Origin of the sequence: Qipengyuania rhodophyticola (genome assembly GCF_042493225.1) — a bacterium.
Lineage (GTDB): Bacteria > Pseudomonadota > Alphaproteobacteria > Sphingomonadales > Sphingomonadaceae > Erythrobacter.
The window spans coordinates 617434-642163 of record NZ_CP170454.1; the positions used below are offsets into that span (position 1 = coordinate 617434).

The 24730-nt window shown below is 55.1% G+C and carries 23 protein-coding genes; 5 read left to right on the forward strand and 18 right to left on the reverse strand.

The window, feature by feature from the left end:
* Nucleotides 1-85: 85 nt before the first annotated feature.
* On the forward strand, nucleotides 86-1267 hold the full coding sequence (gene mnmA, locus ACFCXQ_RS02860; RefSeq protein WP_379552891.1) for a tRNA 2-thiouridine(34) synthase MnmA: 1182 nt from the start codon (nucleotides 86-88) through the stop codon (nucleotides 1265-1267).
* Nucleotides 1268-1278: 11 nt separating this feature from the next.
* Here the strand turns inward: mnmA and ACFCXQ_RS02865 are convergent, their stop codons facing one another.
* Nucleotides 1279-1566: a hypothetical protein gene (locus ACFCXQ_RS02865; RefSeq protein WP_379552893.1), complete on the reverse strand. Its 288-nt coding sequence runs from the start codon at nucleotides 1564-1566 to the stop codon at nucleotides 1279-1281.
* 95 nt (nucleotides 1567-1661) lie between these two features.
* Between ACFCXQ_RS02865 and ACFCXQ_RS02870 the strand changes: the two genes are divergently transcribed.
* Nucleotides 1662-2801, forward strand: a complete 1140-nt coding sequence (locus ACFCXQ_RS02870) for a serine hydrolase domain-containing protein (RefSeq protein WP_379552895.1) — start codon at nucleotides 1662-1664, stop codon at nucleotides 2799-2801.
* A gap of 127 nt (nucleotides 2802-2928) precedes the next feature.
* Here ACFCXQ_RS02870 and ACFCXQ_RS02875 read toward each other — a convergent pair whose 3' ends face one another.
* On the reverse strand, nucleotides 2929-3732 hold the full coding sequence (locus ACFCXQ_RS02875) for a PhzF family phenazine biosynthesis protein (protein WP_379552897.1): 804 nt from the start codon (nucleotides 3730-3732) through the stop codon (nucleotides 2929-2931).
* Between the two features lie 27 nt (nucleotides 3733-3759).
* A complete protein-coding gene (pdxH, locus tag ACFCXQ_RS02880; protein ID WP_379552899.1) occupies nucleotides 3760-4368 on the reverse strand; it encodes a pyridoxamine 5'-phosphate oxidase in 609 nt (202 codons plus the stop codon).
* Between the two features lie 82 nt (nucleotides 4369-4450).
* Between pdxH and ACFCXQ_RS02885 the strand changes: the two genes are divergently transcribed.
* The 3 genes from ACFCXQ_RS02885 to fabI are packed head-to-tail and all read left to right on the forward strand — an operon-like array spanning nucleotide 4451 to nucleotide 7152.
* Nucleotides 4451-5395: a DnaJ C-terminal domain-containing protein gene (locus tag ACFCXQ_RS02885; RefSeq protein WP_379552901.1), complete on the forward strand. Its 945-nt coding sequence runs from the start codon at nucleotides 4451-4453 to the stop codon at nucleotides 5393-5395.
* Nucleotide 5396: 1 nt separating this feature from the next.
* Nucleotides 5397-6302 (forward strand): YihY/virulence factor BrkB family protein, encoded by a 906-nt coding sequence (locus ACFCXQ_RS02890; protein WP_379552903.1) that lies wholly within the window; start codon nucleotides 5397-5399, stop codon nucleotides 6300-6302.
* A gap of 22 nt (nucleotides 6303-6324) precedes the next feature.
* Complete coding sequence (gene fabI, locus ACFCXQ_RS02895; protein WP_379552905.1) at nucleotides 6325-7152, forward strand: enoyl-ACP reductase FabI; 828 nt, start codon at nucleotides 6325-6327, stop codon at nucleotides 7150-7152.
* A 23-nt stretch (nucleotides 7153-7175) separates the two neighbouring features.
* Here fabI and ACFCXQ_RS02900 read toward each other — a convergent pair whose 3' ends face one another.
* The 15 genes from ACFCXQ_RS02900 to ACFCXQ_RS02970 all read right to left on the reverse strand — a co-directional run bounded on the left by ACFCXQ_RS02900 (nucleotide 7176) and on the right by ACFCXQ_RS02970 (nucleotide 24635).
* Nucleotides 7176-8414, reverse strand: coding sequence for an O-antigen ligase family protein (locus tag ACFCXQ_RS02900; protein ID WP_379552907.1), 1239 nt, complete (start codon nucleotides 8412-8414; stop codon nucleotides 7176-7178).
* A 737-nt stretch (nucleotides 8415-9151) separates the two neighbouring features.
* Complete coding sequence (locus ACFCXQ_RS02905) at nucleotides 9152-10495, reverse strand: sugar transferase (protein WP_379552909.1); 1344 nt, start codon at nucleotides 10493-10495, stop codon at nucleotides 9152-9154.
* Between the two features lie 120 nt (nucleotides 10496-10615).
* Nucleotides 10616-11812 (reverse strand): glycosyltransferase family 4 protein, encoded by a 1197-nt coding sequence (locus ACFCXQ_RS02910; protein WP_379552911.1) that lies wholly within the window; start codon nucleotides 11810-11812, stop codon nucleotides 10616-10618.
* Nucleotides 11813-11822: 10 nt separating this feature from the next.
* Nucleotides 11823-12959 (reverse strand): non-hydrolyzing UDP-N-acetylglucosamine 2-epimerase, encoded by a 1137-nt coding sequence (gene wecB, locus ACFCXQ_RS02915; RefSeq protein WP_379552913.1) that lies wholly within the window; start codon nucleotides 12957-12959, stop codon nucleotides 11823-11825.
* 1 nt (nucleotide 12960) lies between these two features.
* Nucleotides 12961-14094 carry a UDP-2-acetamido-2,6-beta-L-arabino-hexul-4-ose reductase gene (gene wbjC, locus ACFCXQ_RS02920; RefSeq protein ID WP_379552915.1) on the reverse strand — a complete coding sequence of 378 codons (1134 nt, stop codon included), beginning with the start codon at nucleotides 14092-14094 and terminating at the stop codon, nucleotides 12961-12963.
* Between the two features lie 5 nt (nucleotides 14095-14099).
* Nucleotides 14100-15128, reverse strand: a complete 1029-nt coding sequence (locus ACFCXQ_RS02925; protein WP_379552917.1) for a polysaccharide biosynthesis protein — start codon at nucleotides 15126-15128, stop codon at nucleotides 14100-14102.
* A complete protein-coding gene (locus ACFCXQ_RS02930; RefSeq protein ID WP_379552919.1) occupies nucleotides 15118-16518 on the reverse strand; it encodes a hypothetical protein in 1401 nt (466 codons plus the stop codon). Before ACFCXQ_RS02930 ends, ACFCXQ_RS02925 begins: the two co-directional genes overlap by 11 nt.
* Nucleotides 16511-17149 carry a hypothetical protein gene (locus ACFCXQ_RS02935; protein WP_379552921.1) on the reverse strand — a complete coding sequence of 213 codons (639 nt, stop codon included), beginning with the start codon at nucleotides 17147-17149 and terminating at the stop codon, nucleotides 16511-16513. The genes ACFCXQ_RS02930 and ACFCXQ_RS02935 overlap by 8 nt, the downstream gene beginning before the upstream one ends.
* A gap of 556 nt (nucleotides 17150-17705) precedes the next feature.
* The gene (gene pseI, locus ACFCXQ_RS02940) at nucleotides 17706-18761 is read right to left on the reverse strand and encodes a pseudaminic acid synthase (RefSeq protein ID WP_379552923.1); all 1056 of its coding nucleotides are present in this window, start codon (nucleotides 18759-18761) and stop codon (nucleotides 17706-17708) included.
* The gene (gene pseH, locus ACFCXQ_RS02945; RefSeq protein ID WP_379552925.1) at nucleotides 18758-19276 is read right to left on the reverse strand and encodes a UDP-4-amino-4,6-dideoxy-N-acetyl-beta-L-altrosamine N-acetyltransferase; all 519 of its coding nucleotides are present in this window, start codon (nucleotides 19274-19276) and stop codon (nucleotides 18758-18760) included. Before pseH ends, pseI begins: the two co-directional genes overlap by 4 nt.
* Nucleotides 19273-20382, reverse strand: coding sequence for a UDP-2,4-diacetamido-2,4,6-trideoxy-beta-L-altropyranose hydrolase (gene pseG, locus ACFCXQ_RS02950; RefSeq protein ID WP_379552927.1), 1110 nt, complete (start codon nucleotides 20380-20382; stop codon nucleotides 19273-19275). Before pseG ends, pseH begins: the two co-directional genes overlap by 4 nt.
* A gap of 2 nt (nucleotides 20383-20384) precedes the next feature.
* Nucleotides 20385-21101 (reverse strand): pseudaminic acid cytidylyltransferase, encoded by a 717-nt coding sequence (gene pseF, locus ACFCXQ_RS02955; protein WP_379552929.1) that lies wholly within the window; start codon nucleotides 21099-21101, stop codon nucleotides 20385-20387.
* Entirely contained in the window at nucleotides 21101-22261 is a 1161-nt protein-coding gene (gene pseC / locus ACFCXQ_RS02960; RefSeq protein WP_379552931.1) for a UDP-4-amino-4,6-dideoxy-N-acetyl-beta-L-altrosamine transaminase, read from the reverse strand. The genes pseF and pseC overlap by 1 nt, the downstream gene beginning before the upstream one ends.
* A gap of 28 nt (nucleotides 22262-22289) precedes the next feature.
* Nucleotides 22290-23522, reverse strand: coding sequence for a lipopolysaccharide biosynthesis protein (locus ACFCXQ_RS02965; RefSeq protein WP_379552933.1), 1233 nt, complete (start codon nucleotides 23520-23522; stop codon nucleotides 22290-22292).
* A 102-nt stretch (nucleotides 23523-23624) separates the two neighbouring features.
* The gene (locus ACFCXQ_RS02970) at nucleotides 23625-24635 is read right to left on the reverse strand and encodes a tetratricopeptide repeat protein (RefSeq protein ID WP_379552935.1); all 1011 of its coding nucleotides are present in this window, start codon (nucleotides 24633-24635) and stop codon (nucleotides 23625-23627) included.
* Nucleotides 24636-24730 lie beyond the last annotated feature (95 nt).

Below are 24730 nucleotides of genomic sequence, written 5' to 3' on the forward strand. Positions count from 1 at the left end.
AGGCCAGAAGATGTGATGCGGTCTGCATTTGTCAGCCTAAGTTTTCTGGAAACGTGCGTTCAGTGCGTGTAGGGGCGCTCTCGATATGACGAGTGCAATCATCAAAGACCCGATCCTACCCGCTGACGAGGCTGCGGCGCTGTTCGATTTGGGCAAGCCCGCGAGTGAGGCGCGCATCGTTGTGGCTATGTCTGGCGGCGTCGACAGCTCAGTCGTGGCAGCGCTAGCCGCGGCGAGCGGGGCCGAGGTGATCGGCATCACTTTGCAGCTTTATGATTACGGCGCAGCAACCGGGCGCAAGGGCGCGTGCTGCGCCGGCGATGACATTAGTGACGCGCGCGCTGTATGCGATGCCTTGGGCATTGCGCACTATGTCTTCGATCACGAAAGCGCATTTCGCGAAGATGTGGTTGAGCAGTTTGCCGATGAATATCTCGCTGGCCGAACGCCGGTCCCCTGCATCCGCTGTAATATGGGACCTAAATTCACTGATTTGTTCACAATGGCGCGCGAGCTTGGCGCAGATTGCCTCGCCACGGGGCATTATGTGCGCCGCGTGATGGGCAGCGATGGCCCAGAGCTTCACCGCGCGCATGACCCGGCCCGCGACCAATCCTATTTCCTTTATGCGACCACTGATGCTCAACTGGATTATCTGCGCTTCCCTCTGGGCGGCATGCCCAAGGCGCAGGTCCGCGAATTAGCCGAGGCGTCTGGCCTGCGCACCGCGTCTAAACCTGATAGTCAGGACATCTGTTTTGTCCCGGATGGCAATTACGCCAAGATCGTCGAGAAAATGCGGCCCGAAGGCGGCATTCCCGGCGCTATTGTCCATGCGGAAACGGGCGAGACTTTGGGGCAACACAAGGGCGTCATCCACTATACCGTGGGTCAGCGCCGCGGCCTTGAAATCGGCGGGCAAGCACAGCCGCTCTATGTCGTTGGTATTGATGCGCCCAGCCGCGAGGTCCGTGTTGGCCCGCGCCGCATGCTGGCAGTGTCCTCTGCAACGATCATCGAAACCAACCGTATTGGACCGCTGCCAGACACGCCTCTGACGGCGAAAGTGCGAAGCCTGTCCAAGCCGATCCCGGTTTCCGTTGAAGGAGGCATGGGTGACAACGCACAGATCATGCTGCACTTTGAGCAGCCCGAACTTGGCGTTGCGCCAGGGCAAGCGGCAGTCATCTATGCAGGCGAACGTGTGATCGGCGGCGGCTGGATTGATGCGACATGCTCGCTCGCGGATCAGGTTGAGGCCGCTTAAGCGAATCGCGTTTAAGGCGTCTGGTCTTCCAAGACGCAGCCATAGCCTTCGCGATAGCTCGCGGTGTCCGAGGCGATCAGCGCCATAGTTGCGGTGACACTTTTCGCCTCGGCATCGCGCGACAAGCTGATTAGCTCCATGCCCGCCAGCTTGTCCTTGGCGCAATCATCAAGGCTGCGGCCTGCCACGAAGTTGCATGAGCACCCTACGCGCGCAGCATAGGCTGTGCCGACCTTGGCAGTGCCGCGAATAGTATCGCCGTAAGCCCACCAGACGGCGGCAGCTGCGAAAAAGATCACGAGCACCGCCCATGGCCAGCGCCGCGCACGGCGCGGCTTAGAGGATGATGACTTTACCGTTGCCAAACTGGGAATCTCCATGCGAGTGACGCCGCATGAAATTGCGGCCTCACTTTTCGTCCACGCCCCTTATCCCTGCCTTGGCCCTCGCGGCAACCCTGAGCGCATGCAGCGAAGCTCCACCGAGTGAACCAACCCCGCTCACAGAAGATGCGATGGCCGCGATTGGGCCAGAGCCGGGAACTGCACGCGAGACCTTGGCCCGCGCCGTGGACGATATTTTCACCGCCGAGGGCGTTGGCGAAACCCGCGCGGTTCTGGTGATGCGTGAGGGTGAGATTATCGCGGAGCGTTATAGCGCAGGCTATGATGCCGATACGCGCCACATCAGCTGGTCCATGGCCAAGACCGTCACTGCAGCGCTCATTGGCCTGCTCATTTCCGATGGTAAGCTGAGCCTTGATGAGCCTGCGCCAGTGCCGCGCTGGCAGCGCACGGGCGATGCGCGCTCAGAGATCACCTTGCGGCATTTGCTGCAAATGCGCTCCGGCCTTGAACATACCGAAGCGGGCAGTCCGCCTTATGAAAGCTCTGAGGTGCGCATGCTGTTTCTCGACGGACGCAGCGATATGGCGCGCTGGGCGAAGGAGCAGCCACTTGAAGCCGAGCCGGGTGCGAAATTTGAGTATTCCTCTAACACCAGCGTCATCTTGGCGGACATCGCGGCCCGCGCATTAACCGAGAGCGATGAGCCGGAGGCGCGCCGCAAAGCGGTTGCGGACTATTTGCACGCGCGCTTGTTTGAACCTCTGGAAATGACCACTATCGTCCCCGAATTTGATGCAGCAGGCACATTTATCGGCGGCAGCTTGATGCATGCGAGCGCACGCGACTGGGCCCGCTTTGGCGAGTTTTTACGCAACAAGGGTTCTTATAAGGGCACGCAGATCCTGCCGCGTGCCTGGGCCGAGCAAATGGTGACACCTAGCCCAGCCTCGGCGCATTACGGTTTTCAGACTTGGCTCAACCGGAAACGAGAAGAGGCCGAGACACCGCACCCTTTATTCCCGGATCGCGCCCCGGACAGTGTCTTCGCGATGATCGGCCATATGGGGCAATATGTGATCGTCTCGCCCGAGCAGAAATTGACCGTCGTGCGGCTAGGGCATTCTAATAGGGAAGAGCGCGTGAAGATGCTTGGCGAAGTAGCGGATATTTTCGAGTTATATCCGTAGGGGGGTTGTTTGTTTGGCCTCAAGCGCCGGCGTTCGCGTCCGCTCACTTGGCTTCCGGCCTAACGGCCGACGCGCAGTCGCGCTTCCGGCTCGCATTCGCTCGCCGAACCAGTGCCACCATTCCAGCTTAAATCTTAAACACACCCTCAACCACCGTAGCGCACGGCCCGCCGAGCCACACGCGATCACCATCGAGCATGCAGGTAAGAGTGCCGCCGCGCTGGCTTGCCTGATGTGCGGTAAAGCTCTCACGCCCAAGCTTATTCGCCCAGAACGGCGTGAGCGCAGCGTGGGCAGAGCCGGTCACGCTATCCTCATCTACGCCTGCTCCTGGCACGAAAACGCGGCTGACAATGTCAGTGCTATCACCCGGAGCTGTGCAGGCAAATTGCTCCACGCCGAACTCGCCAAGCGCCCGCAAGTCTGGGTCAAGCGCGCGGACCTGCGCCTCATTCTCAAACAGGAAAATGTTGTAGAGCGTGTCATTGCGCCACACCTCCTGCGGTTCAGCCCCAAGCAGAGCCACCGCTTCTGGATAGGCTTGCGGCTCGGTTAGGATTGCTGGCAGCCCGACTTCATAGCCAGCATCAGCCCGCCGCACCTCCAAAATGCCCGCCTTGCGCGTCCGAAATGTCACCCTCTCGCTGTTTTTCCCCTCGGCATCCCGGCTCAGCAGCACATGCCCGCTTGCCAAGGTCGCGTGCCCGCACAGCGCAATCTCATAGGTCGGGGTGCACCAGCGCAGCTCCCAGTCTGCCTCACCCGTCGTATCGCGCACGACAAAAGCGGTTTCGGCAAACATGTTCTCCTCGCCAATCGCGACCAGCTCATCATCGGGGAGCCATTCGTCGAGCACCATCACCGCCGCCTGATTGCCAGTGAAGGGGCGGTCAGCGAAGGCATCAACATGCCAATAGGGGATTTGAGCCATCAGATTTCCTCAAGCGTTCGTGTGAAATCAAGGGTAAAGTAGCGTGTTCGACCAAGCCGAACCTTCATCCGCGCGCGTGAACCTGCGCCGATCATGCAAACGGCCTGGCCGATCAAGCCAGAACTCCATAGCGACCGGGCGCATGCGAAAGCCGGTCCAATGGCTGGGACGCGGCACTTTACCCGCTTCCTTATGTTCGGCATCCAGCGCGGCAACCCGGTCCACATACGTCTGGCGGTCAGGCAGGGCGCGCGATTGATCGGACGCCGCCGAACCCACTTGGCTTAAAAACCCGCGCGAGTGGAAATAGGCATTCGCCTCATCGCTCGTCACTTCTTCCAGCGGCCCTTCGATGCGGATCTGGCGGCGCAAGCTCTTCCAATGGAACAGCAAAGCCGCCTGCATGTTGGCGCGGATTTCGCCGCCTTTGCGGCTCTCAGCATTGGTGTAAAAGACGAATCCATCGCTCCCATGCCCTTTCAGTAGGACCATCCGCACCGACGGCGCGCCGTCCGGCGTCGCGGTGGCGAGCGCCATTGCGTTGGGATCATTCGGCTCGCTCGCTTTCGCCTCGACAAACCATTCCTCAAACAAGGCAAAGGGATCGCTGCTGGGTATCTGACTGATGGTATCCATAGCTCTGCTCTCTAACCGCAACTATGATGCTGGGAAAGCATGGAACTTGCGCTCAGCCACTGTTACACTTAGCTAACACACAATGTCTGATCCTTATTCCACTCTTGGCGTCGCGCGCACCGCATCTGAAAAGGATGTGAAGAGCGCTTATCGCAAGCTCGCCAAAGAGCTGCACCCTGACCGCAATAAGGACAATCCCAAGGCTGCGGAGCGTTTTTCCGACGTCACCAAGGCGTATGACCTTTTGTCTGACAAGGACAAGCGCGCGCAGTTTGATCGCGGCGAAATCGATGCAGAAGGCAATCCAGCAAATCCGTTTGGTGGCGGCTTTGGCGGAGGGGGTTTCGGCGGAGGCGCAGGTGGCGGCGGCTTTCGGCCTGAAAACATGCAGGGCTTTGGCGGCGATGACGTTGACCTTGGCGATATCTTTGAAGGCCTGTTTGGCGGACGTTCGCGCGGTGGCGGCGGGCCATTTGGCGGCGGACGCCAACAACGCCGCCAACCTCCACCCAAAGGCGCTGACATTGGCTACCGATTGCGCGTTCCATTTGTCGAGGCAGCAACGCTAACGGATCAGCGGATCACTCTGGCCGATGGCAAGACTATTGACCTGAAACTGCCCAAGGGCGTTGAAAGCGGCACGCAAATGCGCCTCAAGGGCAAAGGCGAGGCTGGGCCCGGCGGCGCGGGCGATGGTCTGGTGACGATCGAGATCGATAGCCACAGCCTCTATCGGCGCGACGGGGACAATGTGCGCTTTGATTTGCCTATTACTCTAGATGAGGCGGTCAATGGTGCCAAAGTCAAAGTCCCCACCGTCGATGGCGTGGTTATGATGACGATCAAGTCCGGCACGCATGGCGGCACGGTCTTGCGCCTGAAGGGCAAGGGTTTTTCCAAGAAGAGCGGCGGGCGCGGTGATCAGCTGGTGACCCTGGAAATTCAACTGCCCGATGATCTGGATGAGCTGAAAAAGCGCCTTGATGGCTGGCAGGATACCAGCGACCCGCGCGGCCAAATGAGCTGACATGTCTGGCGCAGAACAAGAGGGTCTGCGCGGCCGCGTCACGAGCAAAATTGGCCCTGGGACCCGTGCCTGGCGGGTCGCCAAGCGCACGATCGTTGGCACCTATGAGGATGGCTTCATCCACGCTGGCAATCTCGCTTATTTGTCGATGTTCGCCATCTTTCCCTTCTTCATTTTGGGTGCAGCTATCTTTTCTGCCTTTGGCGAGGCGAACGAGCGCGCGATGACAATCAATACGGTGCTGGTCGCTTTGCCGCCCACGGCGAGAGACGTCATCGAGCCGGTGGCTTATGACGCGATCAATGCGCGATCTGGCTGGCTCTTATGGGCCGGCGCCGCTGTGGCGCTATGGACCGCGAGCAGCTTGATCGAGACCGTTCGTGACATCTTGCGCCGCGCTTATCGCACAAAGCCTGCGCGCGCCTTCTGGGTTGATCGCTTATTTTCAACTGGCGTCATTCTGGGCGCGGCCCTGCTCCTTGTGCTGTCCTTGTTCGTGCAGATTGGCATTGGCATGGCCCAGCAAATGATTGATGCGGCATACCCTCAATTAATGGGGGAGGCGGCTGAGATGCATTTGTCGCGCATTGCCCCCGCGTTTGGACTGTTCGGCTCGCTGTTTATGATCTTCTTGCTGCTCACACCCCCAGAGTATCGCGGCAGGCAATATCCGAAATGGCCCGGTGCGTTTTTTACAACGCTGTGGTGGATCATCGCAGCCACGCTTCTGCCCATCGTTTTGCGCGAGTTTTTCAGTTACAGCCTGACATACGGGAGCCTGGCTGGGATCATGATAACGCTATTCTTTTTCTGGCTTGTTGGACTAGGCACGGTTATCGGCGCAGAGCTGAACGCAGCGCTTGCGGGAGCTGCTGGTGCTGAAGAAGCAGACGAGTTGGCCAGTTGAATATGAGTAAGGAGCGTAAGGCATGAGCGGTTTGATGGCGGGAAAACGCGGGCTCATCATGGGGCTGGCGAATGATAAGTCGCTGGCCTGGGGCATCGCTAAGAAACTGGCTGCTGAAGGCGCTGAGCTTGCCTTTTCCTATCAGGGCGATGCACTGAAGAAGCGCGTTGAGCCGCTCGCCGGGGAGCTAGGCAGCGATTTCACTTTTGAGTGCGATGTCTCTGATATGAGCGCGCTCGATAGCGCGTTTGAGACGCTGAAGAGCCGCTGGGACAGCCTCGACTTTGTGGTCCACGCCATCGGCTTTTCCGACAAAGCAGAGCTGCGCGGCAAATATGTCGACACCAGCCTTGATAATTTCCTCAAGACGATGAACATCTCGGCCTATTCGCTGGTCGCAGTGGCGAAGCGCGCTGCGGAGATGATGCCAGCCTATGATGCCGAGACTGGCACTGGCGGCGGATCGATCCTGACACTGACCTATTACGGCGCAGAAAAGGTCATCCCGCATTACAATGTCATGGGCGTGGCTAAGGCTGCATTGGAGACCAGCGTCCAATATCTCGCCAATGATTTAGGGCCGGACAATATCCGGGTGAACGCGATTAGCGCGGGGCCAATCAAGACGCTCGCGGCGAGCGGGATTGGCGACTTCCGCTACATCCTTAAATGGAATGAATACAACGCGCCGCTGCGCCGCACTGTGACGATTGATGATGTTGGCGGATCAGGGCTCTATTTCCTGTCGGACCTGTCATCTGGCGTCACTGGCGAGGTGCACCATGTGGATGCTGGCTATCACACAGTCGGCATGAAACAGGAAGATGCGCCTGATATTTCGGTGAGTTGAGGTGTGGGCGTCAAGAGTACATTTTACCCGGATCGGGCTTGAGGTAAGTCAGAGCCAGCTGGCTTGCAAATCCAAACCGATGCAAGCGCTAAGACTGCCATGATGATTGGCGTGCGCGCCGGGTAGTCGATGAGGCTAGCGGCCATCACCAACGCGATAATCACCGTTCCAAGCTGAGCCAAAACAACGCGCATGCCCTGCGCTTGAGCCTCGCTCTTTTTGCGCCAAGCAGACCCCCAAATGGACGCGGCTCGCCAAACGAACCAGAGCACCAACCCTACCACCAGTCCAAGCCCCAACAGGCCACCTTCTAGCATCGCCTGCAACCAGTCATTGTGCGCCTGATTGTAGTATTGGGGGCGGAGCATCGCATCCGGCTCGCTCAACCGAAACGCACGGTCAAACGTACCAAAACCGGTGCCGAAGGGCATATATCTTTCGGTCATCATCAATACGACCTGCCATAGTTCCGACCGGCTATCACCGCTAAATTCATCCGCCAAAGCACGATCAACCGACGCCGCCCGACCTGAACGAATAATGAGCCAAACGAGCCCTGTCCCCGCAGCGCCCGCGCCCAACACGCCAATCCGCCAAGCCTTAGAGATACTGGCCAGCTGCTCGGCGATGCGCGCACGCGCAATAATCAAACCCATGATGATCGCAGCCAGACCAAGACCGAGGCTCGCCCGCGAGCCGGTCACCAAAATCAGCAGCACGAAGAGAAGGCATATGCCAAGCCCAATTAGGCTCATAGCGCGCTGGCCTTCCAACCGTGTTGACCACACCAATGACAATGCGCACCCGATCGCTAGAAACAGGCCGAAATGATTGCGGTTGGCCAAATTTCCAGACACTGACCCCGGCGTAGCGTTCAAGAAGGGATTAGAGAACCTTAGGCCAGTAAACTGAAGCAGCCCAATAAGCGCACCCAAGACCACCATGCCGAGCAAAACCATCACCACACGCCATTGCTGCTCGCTTGAAAGATAGCTCGCCAAAATCAAAATAGTGGCGGGAACGACCAGAGAGGCGAGAGCGTTCATCGTGCTCGACGGCGAAATTGACAAAGGCCGCCAAGGTTGTTCGAGACCTAGTAAAAAAGCGGCATCGGAATAGACCGCACGGTCAGGCAGCCGCTGCCACAAATCCGGCGGAAGCGGCACGAGTTGCAAAAGCAAAATGCTGGCCGCACAGATCAAGAACAGTGCTGGTACGCGGATCCTTGCCCAATCGGGCTTGGGTAAGAAGAGGGCGCTCAACGCGAGAATACCCCAAGAAGACAGCCGCACAACGGGCTGCCCCAATACATCAGCGCGGGACGCGCCGCCAGCAAGCCACAAAATTACGAGGAAAAAAACCAACAGCGCGGCTGGCGAAAGCCATCTCTTTTTCGAGGTTCTTGCGGTCAGGCCCATGGTGCGTGGATAGCTGCTTTGGGGGTTGGAGCCAAATCAATTTTGGCATAAGTGGGGGACTATGAAAAACCATGCAACACCCCTCACTTGGGCTCTTATTGGCATTGTGGGTCTGTTTTCAGCATGCGGTTCACCTGGCTCGTCAGATTGGCCCGGAGAACGACCTGAGCAAATGGCGCAGTTCAGCCCGGAGGAAAAGCGCGCTGCTCAATCCCTGTCTGTGGGAGCTTTACGAACGACAGATGCCCAAGAGGACGACGCATATGAACAGTCGATCGCTTGCATCGCCGCGCTAAATACTGTTGTCGATCATTTGTCAGCGGGTGGGGGAGCGTCCGAGCAAGTCGTTACGATCAAGAGCGCCATGGATACTTACACCCGGCAACTAAACGAACAGGCAGAGTCTAGTGGCAAATCGCAGCAGACTGTTTCGGCAGACCAAAGGGCGCAAGAGGAATTGGACTTAAGCCTACAAACCCAAGCACGTCGAGCGATTGGCTGCCTGAGAGGCTTGACATAATAAGAGTTTGCGAGGATCGGTAGTGCTACGAGGTCGCACAACCGGCGAGCCGGTGCGGTCCCTAGCGCGCGCCACGTTTTGAAAACATGATCTCAATGGTCTTGATGGCAATCAGGAAATCAAGCCAGAACGAGATATTTTTGATGTAATAAAAATCGTATTGCGTCTTGTGAAAGATATCCTCCATGTCAGTAACATGGCCCTGATTAACCTGAGCCCAGCCAGTTATCCCGGGCCTTACGATATGCCGATACTCATAAAAATCCAAACCTCCATGATACCATTCCGAGAGTGCCGCCGCTTCGGGTCGGGGCCCGATCAAGCTCATCTCGCCCATAACTACGTTCAGCAACTGCGGAAGCTCATCGAGCCGAGTATCGCGCAAAAAGCGGCCGATCCGGGTGACACGCGGATCATTGGCCTGAGTGATTTGGCTTTCGCGATCTCCATCATCCTCTATACGAGTAGCCATTGTTCGAAACTTATAGGTCTTAAAGAAGCGGCCACGATAGCCCATACGCGTGTGCTTAAAAATCGCTGGCCCCGGGGAATCAAGCCGGATGGCAAGGGCTAAAATTGACATGGGCACACTCAACACAATTAGCCCCGCTAAGGCGACAAAGACGTCAATGATGCGCTTGATGGCGAGATAGCTGAGCGAGGGCACAAGGCTACCGAAATGATTTTCCGAAAGGTGATCGAATCGCACTTTACCTGTCAAAGATTCATACGCCTGCTTCACATGAAAAACCGGGATGCCGCGCAAAACCGCCTGAGCAATAGCCCTTTCCCAGTCCGGCGACAGCTCCTCGCGCAGATCCACGATAACAGCCCCATCCGACAGCCGGGATAATGCCTCGGCATCCGGAAGAACCCTGAATGGGATATGCTCGATTTCAGATAACAGCTCTTTGGTTTGTGCAGTCTCTATCAGATGCAATGACTCACTAGGAGCTGCCCTGCTGCGGCTGTTGAGAAACCACAAGACAAGCAGCGCACCTACAAATCCGAGACCCACCAACCAGACGCTGTAAGGAATACGAAACGCGAACAAGCAGCCGATCAAAAAGACGTAGTTGGCAGTCAGCGAGGGTAGCAAGAAGCGTAGCGACCGGGCACCAGGAACCCGCTGTGCTTTGCGAAAGAAGAATGCGCCAAGAATATTTGCAATCTGCGTACCGATCAATGAAGTGCCAGTCTGGACTGGGCCACCAAACGAACCGGTTAAGGAAAAGACCGCAATCAATTGCAACGCCAGAACCACTACGATCAACATCGGCATCTGTACTCGCGAGCGATCATACCAAGGGCGGCCGCTTAAAACCGTGTCCGTAGCACTATTGGCAAGTGGCTTGGTATCGAGCGGTTCTTTAGGCGTGGCTGAGAAATCACTATGTGCCGTCATAAATCCGTCCTGGAAAGTTTGATCGCAAGGTTCGCGCGTGCCAATCTGGCTAATGCTAATACAAGATTGCTAGACATTGCCAAAATCAAATTACCGCCCAGAGGTAGCTCACTCCCAAGACTATGGACCCTGCAAGTGCTCCAAAATGGTCTCAACCGTCGCTTCAACGGCAAAGTCGCGGGCAAAAAGCGATTGGCAGCGCTCAGCGGTGATTACTTCATCGTCAATGCAGGACAAAAGCTTGTTCACCAGTATCGAGAGCCTGGGAGCTTCTGCATTTTCAGCCACTACGCCGACATTGCATTCATTGATGAGGCTCACCAGATCATTGCCTTGATTAACATTTGCGAGCACTGGCAATCCACATTGCATGTAGGAAATAAACTTACCCGGAATATTGTGCGAACGGTGGCGCGGATCAAGTGTCACAATTCCGGCAGTAGCCTGAGCATATAGGGACGGGATTTCATCAGGGTCAATTTCATTAAAACACAAGAGGTTATCAAGCTCCATCGATGCAGCGACCGCCTCTAGCCGCATTCTCTCACTGCCGCGTCCAACAAGCGCAAATCCGATGCTTGTGTCGTGCCTCAAAAAATTGGCCAGCTCCACGATCACATCCATATTCTGCGCAACACCCATATTGCCTGCGTAGACAAAGATCTTACGCCCTTTGAGCGTGGTTTGGCTGAAATCAATGGTCGAACGCAGCGCGCCAGGCGCGCCTAACCAATTGGCCAGAACCTGGATATGGCGATCTGGATATCGTCGCATCCAACTTGTGAAATAGGCGAGATTGCCGGGCGTCTGGACGCCAATGACATCGGCGACGGAGTATTGAAACTGGGCAATTTTGTGGAGCAAGTAGTAGGCTGGTCCACGCCGCATCAAGCCCATATCAGCAGCCCATTGCGGAAAGATATCGCGAATGATTAGGTAGCTTTTGCAACCACTCTCTGCGCGCAAGGAACGGACCAACGGCCCAAAAAAAATCGAAGGTGAATACCAAATCACACCGTCCCACTGCACATTTGCCAACGGGCTTTTCGCCAGACTAGTCCGCATTACAAAAGGCATTGCAAATTCAGCCAAAGCTCGGCGCAGATAGCCAATGTCCTTGGTTCTAGGCGCTTTGAGCCACAGCACTTCGACCCCGTCAAAATCGTCCATTTTCCAGGGTGCCGCAAGATCAGGGGCCGGCAGCAGGACGGTAAGGTGATGGCCTTGCCGGGCAAACTCTCGGACCAGGTCACGCAGTTGTACAGCGCCTGAAGTGCGCTGCGGCGGGAAAGTATCGGCGATCAGCGCGATACGCACGTCGACCCGCTCAATACTTCTTCCAGACCACTCGGTTGATGTAGTCTGTGTAGCTGTGAATGATCTTTACAACTTTTCCGCTTACATTGGGCATGGAGTAATCGCTTACCAGCCGCATGTCGCGTTCTTCGCCGCGTTTCTGGCTGGCAAGGATGGTCAGACCCTGCCGGACCCGTTCAACAGAAAGGCCCACCATCATCACGGCGGCTTCCTCCATACCTTCAGGCCTTTCATGTGCCTCGCGCAGGTTGAGGGCAGGAAAGTTGAGTATGGAAGCCTCTTCGGAAATGGTTCCACTGTCGGAAATGACCGCCTTGGCATTTTCCTGCAGCTTGACATAGTCAAAAAAACCCAGTGGCTTGAGCAATCGTATCAAGGGATCAAATTCTACGCCGGCTGCATCAATCCGGTTCCGGGTGCGCGGGTGCGTTGAGACCAGAACCGGCTTGCCATGGTCACGCGCCAACGAATTGACCACCTCGACCAGGCGCAAAAAATTGTCCTCAAGCTCGATATTTTCCTCGCGGTGAGCGCTGACAACGAAATACTCGCCCTTGGTAATCTCTTGCCCACAAAGAACCAACGACGCCTCGATCTGAGGCCGGTAATAATGTAGTACTTCGAACATCGGACTGCCGGTCTTGATCACCTGGTCTGGCGGTTTGCCTTCTCGCAGCAGATATTCGCGTGCGATCGAACTGTAGGTCAAGTTGATATCGGCCGTATGATCAACAATTTTTCGGTTGGTTTCCTCCGGCACTCTTTCATCAAAACAACGATTGCCTGCCTCCATATGGAAAATCGGAATTTGTCGGCGCTTGGCCGGAATGACAGACAAGCAACTGTTGGTATCACCCAGCACAAGCAATGCTTCCGGTTGCACCTTGGCCAACACAGTATCTACCGCAGCGATCATATTGCCGATTGTATTGGCAGCGCTTACGCTGCCGCTGGCGCTTTCCAAGAAGTAGTCTGGTTCGCGAATGCCCAAATCGTCAAAAAAGACCTGATTAAGCTCGTAATCGTAGTTCTGCCCGGTGTGGATTAGCGTATGGTCGCAATGCTCATCGAGCGCTGCCATAACTCGTGACAATCGGATGATCTCGGGCCGGGTCCCAACAACTGTGGCAACTTTGAGCTTTTGCATCTTAGACCTCGCTCACAACAGTATCCGGACGTTGCCGGTCAAAAATCTCATTCGCCCAAAGCATGACGATCAACTCTTCGCTTCCGATATTGGTAATGTCATGCGACCAACCGGGAATTGTTTGAACTACTTGGGGCTGGTCGCCTTCCGTCACGAGCTCAAGCCTTTCTCCGGTGAGCAAATGCCGAAAGCCGAATGACGCTTTGCCTCGAATGACCAAGAATTTTTCGGTCTTGGTATGATGGTAGTGCCCCCCCCGCGTTACTCCGGGTAGCGCCGTCAGAAAACTGAATTGGCCTACATCGGGGGTTTTGAGCATTTCTACGAACACGCCTCTGGGATCTCGATGCGCTGGGATGGAGTAGCTGAATTGCTCTTGCGGCAGCGCGTTGATGAAGGTGGCGTATAGGGCTCGCTGAAAACCTTCGCCCACACGCCCCACATGCAAGGTTCTGCGCCCATGGGCAAAACCGTATATATGCTCTGCAAGAGCGCCGACACTAGTGCGATAGACCGGCGTCACCTCGCGCAGTTGATAACCGTCTTTAGGGCCATCAAGCGCAGTCTGAATAGCACTTACCACATCATCAATATAGACCAGTTCTAGAGCGGCCGCGGGATCGTCAATGCGCAAAGGTATATCTCGCGCGATATTATGACAAAAGGTTGCAACAACAGAGTTGTAGCCAGGCTTACACCACTTACCGAAAATGCCGGTAAAGCGAAACACAATACACGGGATTTCAGTTTCTTTCGCCAAGGCTTCAACAGCGCGTTCGCCAGCAAGTTTGCTCTTTCCATAGAGGTTATCGAGCTCCGCCTGCGCGGAGGAGGCGTAGATCATGGTGGGCTTACGTTGGTGATCACACCACTGCGTCCGCATCGCTTCGCATAAGTGCCGCGTAAGCTGATGATTAACAGCATCAAAGGCGCTATCATCTTCCGGGCGGTTTTCGCCGGCCAAGTGTACAACAGCATCGGCCTCGCCAACCAATCGCTCAAGCTCATCAGGTGCATTGTCTCGGGTAAAAGGGACGATCTCAACTCCCTCTTGCTCAAGCAGATGGACGGTCAGGTTCTTGCCAACAAAACCATTCGCGCCGGTCACCAACACTTTGCGCGTGACGCCATTCATGAGAGTTACTCCTCGGGCTCAATATACTTGCCCTCGACCGCCGCTCTGATAATTTTCAGCTTGAGCAATAGCTCTTGCATACCCGCTTGATCGAGGCGCTCAGTGTTGTGCGAATTGTATTCTTCGGCCTCAGAAATACTCTCTTCGCCTTGCTCAACATATTTGCTGTAATTGAGATCGCGCAAATCAGGCGGGACACAGAAGTAGTCACCCAGATCGCTGGCCACCGTCATTTCTTCCCGGCTCAGCAGCACCTCAAACAGTTTCTCGCCATGACGTGTGCCAATCGTGTTGATCGGATGTTCCGGGACGTTAAGCAGATTCACCAACGCCCGAGCTAGAACTTGAATCGTTGCAGCTGGTGCCTTTTGAACGAAAATTTCCCCCGGTCTACCATTGGCAAAAGCGTACAATACTAAATCAACCGCATCATCCAAGGTCATCATGAAGCGGGTCATTTCCGGGTCAGTAATGGTGATCGGTTCGCCTGCGCGAATCTGATTGGCAAACAGTGGGATAACCGAACCGCGCGAGGCCATCACATTGCCATACCGGGTGATGTTGATAATCGTCTTGCCGCTGGATCGCGCTTTAGCAACAGCAACCTTTTCCATCATCGCCTTGCTTATGCCCATGGCGTTAATCGGATAAACGGCCTTGTCGGTGCTCAGACAAATCACCCGCTGAACCGAGCAATTTATTGCTGCCTCCAGCGTGTTTTCGGTACCTAGAACATTGGTTTTGACCGCTTCCAGCGGATGAAATTCGCATGAAGGCACTTGTTTGAGAGCGGCTGCATGAAAGATATAGTCGCATCCGCGCACAGCAGCCAAGATCGACTGGTAATCGCGGACATCGCCCAAATAGAATTTGAGTTTGGGATCGGCATACTTTTTACGCATGTCGTCTTGCTTCTTCTCATCTCGACTGAAGACGCGCACCTCGCTTATGTCGGAGTCGAGAAACCGTCGCAAAACGGCATTGCCAAATGATCCCGTGCCCCCGGTGATCAGAAGCGTCTTATTACTGAGCATAATTTAAACCTTCTCCTCGGGCGCCAACATGAATCTTGGGCGCCAACGAGATAATTCCTAAAATAACTGTAAAGAACAAAAGGATGATCGCCACATTAAAGTTGCCAACATACCAAATGGAGAGCAGCTGAAAGTGCGCGCTGAAGAGCACGAAAGACAAGATCAGCTTACCCCGTCTTGCTGCGTCAACGGTGTAGAACTGCACAGCCCCGAGAAAGATACAAAACCCAATCAAGATAATCATTCCGCCACTCGTGCCAAAAAACAAAATTTGCCAAGCTGGCATGAATCCTGTCAGCGAGGTGCCGGATTCCGAGTGTGCAGCCAAGACGCTAGCTGGCAGATATCGCCCACTAATTTCCTCTCGCAGCGTGCCGACCTCCAAATTTCGCTCAAGATAGCCAAGCCCATCGGAGAGGATTGCCTCAGGCTCGAGCAAGACACTCCATGGTATCTGAGCCTGCAAAGCAACCCTCGCGAACACGAAATCGGCCCCTAGGCCAGATGTCTCGTAGGTGTAAGCCACAAAGAGCCCGAGGGTGATCGCAACAAGGATAACAACGAAGCTCACCGTGGTAATGGCAATACGCTCTGAGTTCGCTGCGAAGACAAACAGGAACGCGCTGAGGTAGATAATAAAAAGCGACGCCTTCTCTCCCAACAAAACAACCCCCAAGAAAACGTAGATCAGAAAAAGCACGCGCCCCAAAAAAGCTATTCTTCGCGACACTCTGCCCATCGCCAGACAGCATACCAAGAAGAAGGTGAGGAAAATCAGAATGCGCACTGGTGACAAGACTGGTGGTGCGATCACGCTCCAGAAAAGGATGCGGTTGACCCCAGATGTGAGAGGGCTGCCATAGAAGTATAAGATGCTAAAGGAGACCGCTGCCACAAAAAGAATAAACAGCATGGAGGATGCGACCTGCACAATATCAGGCGCCTGCCTTGCACGGTTCCCGACTCGACGCTCCACCAAGCCATAGCCAACTCGGATCGATTCGAGCGAGACAATCAGGCAGACAAGCAGCATCCAGAAAGCACCATTGGCGTAGCCTGGCTGTTGGATTTCATTCATGCGCGCGCCGAAGGACACAAGGGTGGCTCCGGCTAGAACGCTGATAAAGTAGTAGACCTGATAAAGAGAAGACAAGATAGCTTTGGGCGCCTCCCTTACCGCACCCAACAAGTAAAGACCCAAGGCACCCCAGGCGAATGTATAAAGTGCGACCTCTTCCATTTCGCTCACGACACGAGGCCGAGCGAATTCTAGTGAAAGCATCACGAGACCAAGAACCACTATCGCAAAAGCAAGCGGACGCGTATACTGCATTGGCCGCGCCTCAGCAGCCAGAATCGTTGGCTGAAACGGCGCAGGCACGCTAGACATTGAGCGCCTCGTTCAAAAACCGCAGGCGGCCCTCGTTCTTCCCCGCCAGAAGGGCTGCTACATCCGCATTGTATGGAGCGGAAAAAAAACTCGGCAGCTCGTCAATAGCAAAACCGTAGTCGCGCGATGGGAAGGCGGCTTCCTTAGGTATATCGGCAAAGCCAACAGGTTTGCCCAGCAAAAGAAAGTCGATCGCCGATGTAGAATTCTTGGTAGCAAGCGCATCATAGCTGTGAGCCAAATCCTCCATATGCCCCGTCTCACGCTTAATGCCAGGCAAGATCACCTTAATCTTGCGCCATAAAGCCTCTGGCCGCTTAGTTGCGGGATGCAATTTAAGACCAACCTGCCAACCACCATCCAATGTTACAGGCTTGCCGACTGCGGACAATGCGCTAGCTAGCTGCAAAACTTCACAACGATTAAACGAGGGCGCCAAAAGCACCCTCACGCTGGGTGCGTTTTTGTCCGGGAAAACCCAATTGGCGACAAGGTTGCTTTTGTCGAAAGCATACCGTCCAACCAGATCGAGATGAGCGCGGCGGTCCAACCCCCAAAAATGCTGGCTGCCATGCCGCCCCCACGCCCTGAATTTTTGCGCTTTAGTCGGAAAGTAGAAACTCTCGCTCAAAACGAGGCCATGCTGACAGACTATCGTCAGCGCGTTTGCTCGCAAGTTCATCGCATGAATGATCGCAGCCACATCAAAAGGTTGGTCATTAAAACAAATCACCACTTGCGTCTCGGGCAAGCTGGTCTCGCATACGCGCCGCATAGCGCCGAAAAAGTGTAGGTAGAACAGGTTGAGATCGCGCGCCCTTCGCGTCACAAACAAGCGCAAAAGACACAGCGCCAAAAGCACTGCGGAGCGCAGCTCAACCCGCGCGAAACTCTGACTCGCTGCAGCTTTGGTGCTTCGTGAAACCGCAAAGCTTGTCAGCGCGCCATGCTCTTGAGCAAGCACATCTTGCTGGCGATGAAACAGGCGCAATTGATTGGGGCCTTTGAGAAGAACCGCTACCCGAGGCCTACTATCCTGCCTATGCGCGCCACTCACAGCATAAAAGATCACTTCGCGGAGCAGTTTTAAGCACACAAAGCTCCCACGGCCATCCTTCAAAAGCCGGTGGTGATGATAATCGCCCTCGCTCCCAAGCGCCTTGAGAATTGCTAGCATGGGGCCAATTTCAGCCATCTTTTTTCAGATGCTCAAAGGCAACGGGCGAATGTTTGGCAATATCAGTTTTCGCGGTTGCACCAATCACCTCATGAAGATGCTTCGGTGCAATACCATAACCAGGGCGAACGCTGCGCACTGCATCGGCCTCAATCACCTCGCCGGCCTTGACGTCCTTGACAAAATACAGGGATCGCCGGAACTGGGCATTGCCGATCTCGCTGGACTTGCGGCCATAGTCGACACGACCCAGCGCTTGCCATGCGGTTTTGCTGTCCCGGCACAACTCGACCAGACCATCAGGCTCCAAGGAGAAGCTGTCATCCGGCCCGCCGCCTGAACGGTCGAGGGTGAAGTGCTTTTCAATAATGGATGCACCCAACGCTACGCTGGCCACCGCGGTCGTGTTGTCCAAAGTGTGATCAGACAGGCCGACGACACAGCCAAAACGGCCCTTCATGTCAGCCATGGTCTGGAGATTATAATCTCCAGCAGGCGCGGGATATCCGCTGACGCAGTGCAGCACAGCAATTTGGCTTGCGCCTGCGCTCCGCGCTGCGTCCAGAGCTTCTGCGATTTCCTCATCATTGGCCATGCCTGTCGATATGATGATCGGTTTTTTGGTCGCCGCCACATAGCGGATGAGTGGTAGATCAACCGCCTCAAACGAGGCAATCTTGTAAGCCGGCGAGCCCAAATCTTCGAGCAAATCGACGGCCGTTGTATCGAACGGTGAGCTGAAGATGGGAATGCCCTCATTGCGCGCATGCTCAAACAAAGGCGCATGCCAATCCCACGGGGTGTGGGCCTCTTCATACAGGTCGTAAAGCGTTCGCCCGTCCCACAAGCCACCTACGATCTGAAACTCGTCGTTATCGCAATCAAGCGTGATAGTGTCGGGGCGGTAAGTCTGCATTTTGATCGCATCTGCGCCCGCCTTTGCGGCCGCGCTGATGATCGCCCTAGCTGTGCTAATATCGCCATTGTGATTGGCGGACATTTCAGCAATTATGTAAGGCTGATGGTTTGTTCCTACCCGGCGTCCAGCGATTTCAAAATCAGTCATCGGAGATCTCTAGTTTCATTCCAAGTAGATTTGAGCAAACCAAAGCAAATAAGGTCGTGCCATTCGCCCTTTACACAAACGTCTTCGCGAAACACGCCTTCTTTTTCAAATCCCAGCTTTAGATGCATCGCAATCGACGCCTCATTAAGGGCGAGAGCTTGTCCACGTACCTTGTGCAGATCAAGGGCCTCAAATGCAAAATCGAGTGCAGCTATGCCGAGCATTTTCCCTGAACCCTTGGGCGCATGAGGCCGCGCATAAAAACCCCAATCGCTAACCCCCAGGGGCTCCACGCCGGAAAATTGGGCATACCCGATCGGGGCACCCGCTTGCTCAATGAGGATCAGCCTGCGCGTATGGTCTGCGCTCACCTGGGCAAACCAATCTTCGTGTTCTTCGGGAGCGATCTCATGCTGTGTCAACATAAACGCCCGGATGCTCGCGTGATTGCGCCATGCCCTGAGTTGTGCCAGATCACTGGCCTGTACTTGGCGCACTAAACAGCTTTGCGTCATAAGTCCATTTCACCAATCACCCGCGAGACCCCCTTACCGTCGGTCACCGCCGCAGCCCTTGTGCTCGCGGCAACCATAAACCCCTCTAGGTCGCCTTTGTTCAGCAATGCACTCAAAAAATCGGTCAGCTCTTCCGGCGAGCGCCCCACTTGGACCGCGCCTGCGTCTGATAAGCTGCGGGCCATTTCGATTTGATTTTCAGCCATGCAGAGCATCATTGTCGGCAAGCCCATACAACACCGCTCCCATGATGTCCCGCCACCGGCGCCAAAGGCTAGGTCGCTGGCAGACATTATTGAGGCCACGTCGTCAACACCGATCAACACGTCTGTATGCCAAGGCAATGATTTGGCGCTAGCTTCGATCTCTTCAATCCAAGGCGCTTGTGATCCCATGATAACGCAGATCTTGCATCCATTGGGCAATGGGGTCGCACGCAGCGCCGTGAGAATGCCAAGCGTTGCGTTACCATTATCCACGCCCCCCATGTTAATCAGTAGTTGCTCCAGTCTGGGCTTCTCTCGGCGCGCAAGACTGGTGGAACGTTTTTGCGCAAACTCCGGCCGCAAAAGCGCATATCCTGGCCCAAGTAGGGCCTTGGCTTTGAGTGGGATGCAGACCTTGTACTCGCTCATTTCGCGTCCCAACGTCGGGTCCAAAAGCACATCACAGTCATGACTCCGATCAGCCAGATCATCCATCACCAAGATACGCTCGCAAAACGGCCGCATCGCTCGCTGCCAACGCCTATCAAGCGCGTAATGATCAACAATCATCCAAGCAAATCTTCGCGAGCCAAGAGCAGCCTGGGTTTGCTTCGCATCGGTTTTCCAAGACGCTCCCAACCATTCAGCGTGGGACGGGTCGCCTACTGTGGTGTGAAAGGCCTCATCTGGCTTCGGGAGCGCAATAACCTCATGGCCTTGTGCCGCGATGGATTCCACAAGATGGCCCTTGTGAGCGCGGCACAAAAAAACACTCAAAATACCCTCAGCCTTCAACGCGTTGGCCAAAGTGAGGCACCGCATAACATGGCCGGTGCCGATATCGATCGAGGAATCTACCCTGATCACAACCCGGTGATCTGTGGCAACCAGACCTGCCATGACTATGCGCCTTTCTTGGCTTTAGCTCTAGCAGTCTCGCGCACAGCCAGCATCATTGCTTCGGCCCTTTGCCAGTCTTCCGGGGTATCTATATCCTGCACACGATATCGCGGCACAATGATTGGTGCGCTTTGCTGGGAAAAGATCGCACGCCCTTCCCGCCAAGCAATAGCGGTGCCCCAATAAAACTGGCCAGCATCGTGAAAGGTCTCTTCAAGGTCCTGCGAGCGGGTCTGGGCATGCTTGGGCTGGATCATTGCTATTTTATCCTCTTCGACTAGCCGTAGTGCGCGCTGAATAGGAAACGGATAAGAAGCCACAGAGAAAGCGAAATCAACCTCGCCTGCATCAAGCACCGATAATCCCATTTGAAGGTCTTGAGCGCTTATCATCGGGGCGGTTGCAAGGATACAACACACCGCGTTGACGTCTTGGCCTTCGACCGAGAAAGCGCCAATAGCATGCGCAATCACCTGCGCGATCCCACAATGATCATCGGCAAGTTCGGCCGGGCGGACAAACGGCACATCAGCGCCAAACTCTTGCGATATCTCGGCGATACTCTGGTCGTCAGTGCTCACGATTATTTGATCAAAGCAATCCGCTTCTTGCGCTGCCTCAATCGACCAGGCGATCATCGGCTTGCCGCAAAACTCGCGGATGTTCTTATGGGGTATGCGCTTGCTTCCACCTCGTGCAGGAATAACCGCCAGCCTCATTAAGCTGTCAACGCCTCCCGCAGGGCCGCCACGACATAATCCTGCTCCGCATCGCTCAATGTAGGGTGCATGGGGATGCTGATTGCCTCGCTGTAATATTGCTCAGCCTCCGGGTAGTCACCTTCGGCAAAGCCCATTCTCTGGTAGAAGGGCTGCGTATGCACTGGAATGTAATGTAGATTGACCATAATGTCTTTGGCTCGCAAAAGTTCGAACACTTCGCGGTGCGAGTTGTGAATCTTATCAAGCTGTAAGCGGACGACATAAAGGTGAAATGCTGAGTAACCGTCGGGATGTTGAAAGGGCAGGGTGAGCGGCAAATCCGCTAGAAGCTCTCCATAGCGATCAGCAATCTCATGTCGGCGCTTGATAAAGGCCTCCAACCTATCGAGTTGGCTAACCCCGAGCGCGGCCTGAATATCCGTCATTCGGTAATTGTATCCTAACTCGACCTGTTGGTAGTACCAAGGGCCGTCCATCGGCTTGGTCATTAATGCATCATCGCGCGTGATGCCGTGGCTGCGGAAAAGACCCAGCCTTTGCGCCAGCAAGTCATCATTTGTGAGCGCCATGCCGCCCTCAGCCGTGGTGATGATCTTGACCGGATGAAAACTGAAAACGGTGATATCACTATAGCGGCTGTTACCAATCGGCTCACCCTTGTATGAGCCGCCTATCGCGTGCGATGCATCCTCAATAATCTTGAACCCATATATCTGGCTAAGCGCATGAATCCCTGCGAGATCACAAGGTTGGCCCGACAAATGGACAGGGACAACGATCTTAGGCAGCTGACCATCGGCTTCGGCCTTGACTAATTTCGCCTCCAACGCAGAAACGCTCATATTGTAAGTGAGCGGGTCGATATCTACGAAATCAACCTTTGCGCCGCAATACAGGGCACAATTCGATGAGGCGACGAAAGTGTTGGGCACGGTCCACAGAATATCCCCAGGACCAAGCTCAAGCGCCAAGCAGGCGATATGCAAAGCTGATGTTGCGCTATTGACGGCTACTGCATAACGGGCCCCCGACAAAGCCGCAACTTTTTGCTCAAAAGCTGGAATGTTGGGCCCCTGGGTAAGGTTGACAGAGGTCAACACCTTTACAACGGCATCGATGTCAGCCTGATTGATGTCTTGTTGGCCGTATCTGATCATAGACCCTCAGTGCTCCCATTGCATTGGCCTAATTGGCCGCATTGCGCTTGCTAAGTGACGCATAGACATAGGCGCTAGCCAATGATTTCGCTACGAGGTTTGTAGCCATAGCCAGAACCACGCTGATTGGAACAGCGTAGAGCGAATTTTGAGCGGAAATGAGATAGGTCGACAGAAAAAAAATCGCCATAGCTATAAGGTGAGAAGACAAAATCAGCGTGTCCCTGTTTAGCGAATAAAGAATATAGTGAGGGACCATGGACCATGAAAGCAAAGTTGCAGCAGCAAGCGCCCAATAAAACAACTGCGCGAATTGCGCATAGATCGGCGCGCTCACCCAGGCCAATATCCAAGGCAAGACGAAAACTGCTCCGGCCACAAACACGATCGCAAAAATAGCAGCCTGCAAAGCCATAAAGGCGGACTGGCGCCAAAACTCAGCGGTTGGATCAGGATCAGCCAGACGCAACAATTGGGGGTATTTGAACGCAAATACTGCAGCATCGGAGAGCGCGTTCAAAGCCGCGGCAAGTCCTACAAAAAAGACATAAACTCCGACAATCTCAATGCCGCTCAACTCCTCCATGATGAAACGGTCAAACGTAAGAATCGCGCGCAAAGCAAGGGTGGCGAGAAGGTAAATTGCGCTCACCAGCAGCGCTGCTTTCACCCATTGAAGCTTGAGCCCGGCGTCTGGCCGCCCCAAACCTACGGCACGCAATGCCACGAGAGCGCCAATCGCCGCAAGAATACCCGCACCGAGCCAAAGGCTGAACAATAGGGTCAGGTTGCGGCTCTCGGGATCGAGCCAGAAAAGCACAGCAAGGATCATTACCCAGCTGCCCTGTCGCACAAACAGCAAAATGCTTGCGGTCAGTTGCCGTTCCAGAACAACCAGGACCCTAAACACTTCCTGGTTGAAGTGCTCAAGCAGCAAAACCGGCAGGAACCACCACAACAGATCGCTGGGAAGGTTGCTCTGCTGCAGCACGTAAAGGACCGGCGGAGCAAGCAGCAGATAGCCCAAACAGATAACGAGGAACTGATTTTTGAGAAGGCCGCTAATTTCATTGGGCTTCGCTCTGACGATCTCGCGATTGACAAAAACGTACAGGTCTAGCCCAAACACAAGCAGACCGTAGAAGATCGCTGCTGCGAACAGGCCATAATGACCAACCGAAGCAACGTCGAGAAACCGGGCCAGCAAGGCAATAAGCCCAAAACGCATGCCAAGGGTAAACACCCTGAGACAGAAGTTCACAAACCGGTATCTCAAGTCGGCACACTCAAAGCCGATCGATCTATATCAAAGATACAGAGCCGACAAACCGAGCGCATCCTCATTGAAACAAGGGGCCTTCTGTCAGAATGGCTCAATTAACACCCTCAGGATTCGACCTGCCGGACCTGGAGGCGCGCTGGCGGCCACAGCCATGAGCCGTAGATTTTGGTGCGGGCAATTGGCGGGAACCTCGAACACGCCGTTGAAATTGGCGTTCGCCTCTGCCTCACTCAACAAAGCGATACGAGCGAGCTCGGCGCCATCATCGCAATCAAGTGCCCAGTAAATCTCTTCAAAATCTTCAGAATCTAGGTCTTCTGACGCGCTAGACAGCCGATAACGGCCTTGCGGCAGGACCTGACGCTGTTGGACGATCATACCGCGTTGACCCGGTCGCAGCTCGAACTCCAACAGCTGGCGGTCGAGTGCAGGCACAATTTCGGCGACAAAGCCGCGCTCGAGGGTTGTCTGCCAGTCAAACACAGTGCGCACATCGAGATCGGCGCTGAAATCGGGGTCACGTGAACTTGTTCGCGAAACATCGATGTTAGACGCCGTATAATACTCCCACGCAGCATCCCATTCCCCTTTGCTCGCGAGGTTATTGACCAGATAGGCGGAGGTCTCGGGTGGGATCGGAAGCGACTTGGCTAGCGGCTCTGTAAAAAAAGCAAGCACGCTGAGCGGATTCGAACTGTTGACCGCCGCTTCAACCAAGAACTTCGTACCCCAGGGGGGCTGCTTTGCCAAGATCGGGTAAATCGCCTCGCGCACAAGCGGTTCCTCCAGAGCAGCGATCAGATTGGGCAGCAGCAACTCAGTAGCGCGTGATGATGTACGCAAAGCGAGATCATAATTGTAGAGGGCCGTACCAATGTCCCCACGCGTCACAGCCTCTTCGATGGCCCACAATCGAGCCGGCAATTCCCTGCGCGATAACTGCAGTGAGTACTCAAAAAGCGCCCGCGCCTCTTCGGTTTCATTGCGCATTTGCGCTTGGAGTGCGAGTACATTGACCGCTTCTGCACTGGTTGGATCGGCCATCAGCGACTGGCGCGCCAAGGCGGCAGCCAACGAGCTGCTATCGCTCACTGGGGCCTCACGAAAGACCTGCTGAGCTGCTGACCCAGCGACCTGAGCATCTCTTGGAGCCAAGGACAGGGCGTTTTGCGCATCTGTACGCTCTA

Excerpts from the sequence above, each read along its gene's own strand:
- mnmA (WP_379552891.1), top strand. The coding sequence starts at position 86 with ATGACGAGTGCAATCATCAAAGACCCGATCCTACCCGCTGACGAGGCT.
- ACFCXQ_RS02870 (WP_379552895.1), top strand. The coding sequence starts at position 1,662 with ATGAAATTGCGGCCTCACTTTTCGTCCACGCCCCTTATCCCTGCCTTG.
- ACFCXQ_RS02875 (WP_379552897.1), bottom strand. The coding sequence starts at position 3,732 with ATGGCTCAAATCCCCTATTGGCATGTTGATGCCTTCGCTGACCGCCCC.
- pdxH (WP_379552899.1), bottom strand. The coding sequence starts at position 4,368 with ATGGATACCATCAGTCAGATACCCAGCAGCGATCCCTTTGCCTTGTTT.
- ACFCXQ_RS02885 (WP_379552901.1), top strand. The coding sequence starts at position 4,451 with ATGTCTGATCCTTATTCCACTCTTGGCGTCGCGCGCACCGCATCTGAA.
- ACFCXQ_RS02890 (WP_379552903.1), top strand. The coding sequence starts at position 5,397 with ATGTCTGGCGCAGAACAAGAGGGTCTGCGCGGCCGCGTCACGAGCAAA.
- fabI (WP_379552905.1), top strand. The coding sequence starts at position 6,325 with ATGAGCGGTTTGATGGCGGGAAAACGCGGGCTCATCATGGGGCTGGCG.
- ACFCXQ_RS02905 (WP_379552909.1), bottom strand. The coding sequence starts at position 10,495 with ATGACGGCACATAGTGATTTCTCAGCCACGCCTAAAGAACCGCTCGAT.
- wecB (WP_379552913.1), bottom strand. The coding sequence starts at position 12,959 with ATGCAAAAGCTCAAAGTTGCCACAGTTGTTGGGACCCGGCCCGAGATC.
- wbjC (WP_379552915.1), bottom strand. The coding sequence starts at position 14,094 with ATGAATGGCGTCACGCGCAAAGTGTTGGTGACCGGCGCGAATGGTTTT.
- ACFCXQ_RS02925 (WP_379552917.1), bottom strand. The coding sequence starts at position 15,128 with ATGCTCAGTAATAAGACGCTTCTGATCACCGGGGGCACGGGATCATTT.
- ACFCXQ_RS02930 (WP_379552919.1), bottom strand. The coding sequence starts at position 16,518 with ATGTCTAGCGTGCCTGCGCCGTTTCAGCCAACGATTCTGGCTGCTGAG.
- pseI (WP_379552923.1), bottom strand. The coding sequence starts at position 18,761 with ATGACTGATTTTGAAATCGCTGGACGCCGGGTAGGAACAAACCATCAG.
- pseH (WP_379552925.1), bottom strand. The coding sequence starts at position 19,276 with ATGACGCAAAGCTGTTTAGTGCGCCAAGTACAGGCCAGTGATCTGGCA.
- pseG (WP_379552927.1), bottom strand. The coding sequence starts at position 20,382 with ATGGCAGGTCTGGTTGCCACAGATCACCGGGTTGTGATCAGGGTAGAT.
- pseF (WP_379552929.1), bottom strand. The coding sequence starts at position 21,101 with ATGAGGCTGGCGGTTATTCCTGCACGAGGTGGAAGCAAGCGCATACCC.
- pseC (WP_379552931.1), bottom strand. The coding sequence starts at position 22,261 with ATGATCAGATACGGCCAACAAGACATCAATCAGGCTGACATCGATGCC.